This is a genomic window from Faecalibacillus faecis (assembly GCF_003024675.1).
GTDB lineage: Bacteria > Bacillota_I > Bacilli_A > Erysipelotrichales > Coprobacillaceae > Faecalibacillus > Faecalibacillus faecis.
In genome coordinates, this window is record NZ_PYLP01000052.1 from 1 (window position 1) to 1,203 (window position 1,203).

Consider the following 1,203-nt stretch of genomic DNA (forward strand, 5'->3'; position numbering starts at 1 on the left):
TTATCTTTAATACTGCTGCTTTTTGAGTATATAAAAGGTTATGCAATATATGAACAATTGCATCCTTCTTGGTTAAGATTGGCTACTTAAATATTGATTGATTCTAGTTGTAAAATGATCATCTATCATCAATTGATTTAATACCATTGACCAATTCCTAATATGACCATTTTCCCATTTGTTTTCTAATTCTTTGATTCTTAGATATAAAAGTTTAAACAATGCATTCTCATTAGGAAATGTTCCTTTTTTAGTGACTTTTCTAAAACTAGAATTAACTGATTCAATCGCGTTAGTCGTATACATGATTTTTCTAACATCACTTCCATAGTTAAAAAGCTGTTCTACATGTATGAAATTTCGTTTCCAAACATCTATGGCACCTGGGTATTGAGCCCATTCTTTTTGAAATGTTTCAAAAGCCGTTTTTGCAGTTTTTATATTAGTAGCACCATAGATTCTTTTTAAAGATTGTGTGAATTTCTTATAGTCTTTACTTGGTACATATTTAATAGAGTTTCTTATTAAGTGTACAATACATCTTTGAACAACGACTTTAGGAAAGATAGCTTTTGCACCTTCCTCTAAACCCGATACACCATCCATAGAAATAAAGAACACATCTTCTAATCCTCTAGCTTTTAATTCATCAAAAATCTGCATCCATTGATTCTTGCTTTCGGTTGGTGATAACCATAATCCTAAGATTTCTTTATGRCCTCTTAGATCATACCCCAAAATTACATATACAGCAGTTTGATTTACTTCATAATCATGTCTTAATGACACATACATACAATCTACAAATAAGAATGGATAGCATTTTTTAAGCGGTCTATTACGCCATTCTTCTAATTCAGGCAATATTGCATCAGTAATGTCAGATATCATTTCATGTGATACRGAAAAACCATAAATGTATTCAACAGTTTTAGAAATATCTCTTTGCGACATTCCTCTGGCATACATTGCGAGCACCTTTTCTTCAATTGCAGAAACATCTTTTTTACGTTTAGGTACCAGTACTGGTTCAAACGATCCATCACGATCTCTAGGTGATTCAATCTCCACTTCACCATGTGATGTCTTAAGTGTTTTCTTTGTGTAACCATTTCTTCTGTTTTCTGTTTGTTTGATACCTTTATCATTGGATTCATAGCCAAGATGATTATTCATTTCACCTTGAAGCATTGATTCAAATAA

At 31.6% G+C, this 1,203-nt stretch carries 1 protein-coding gene; it reads right to left on the bottom strand.

Translation table 11 applies throughout. The features are described from left to right. Nucleotides 1-72: 72 nt before the first annotated feature. Nucleotides 73-1,203: IS256 family transposase (locus C7U55_RS13395; protein WP_106988966.1), on the bottom strand; the 1,131-nt coding region annotated here is incomplete at its 5' end.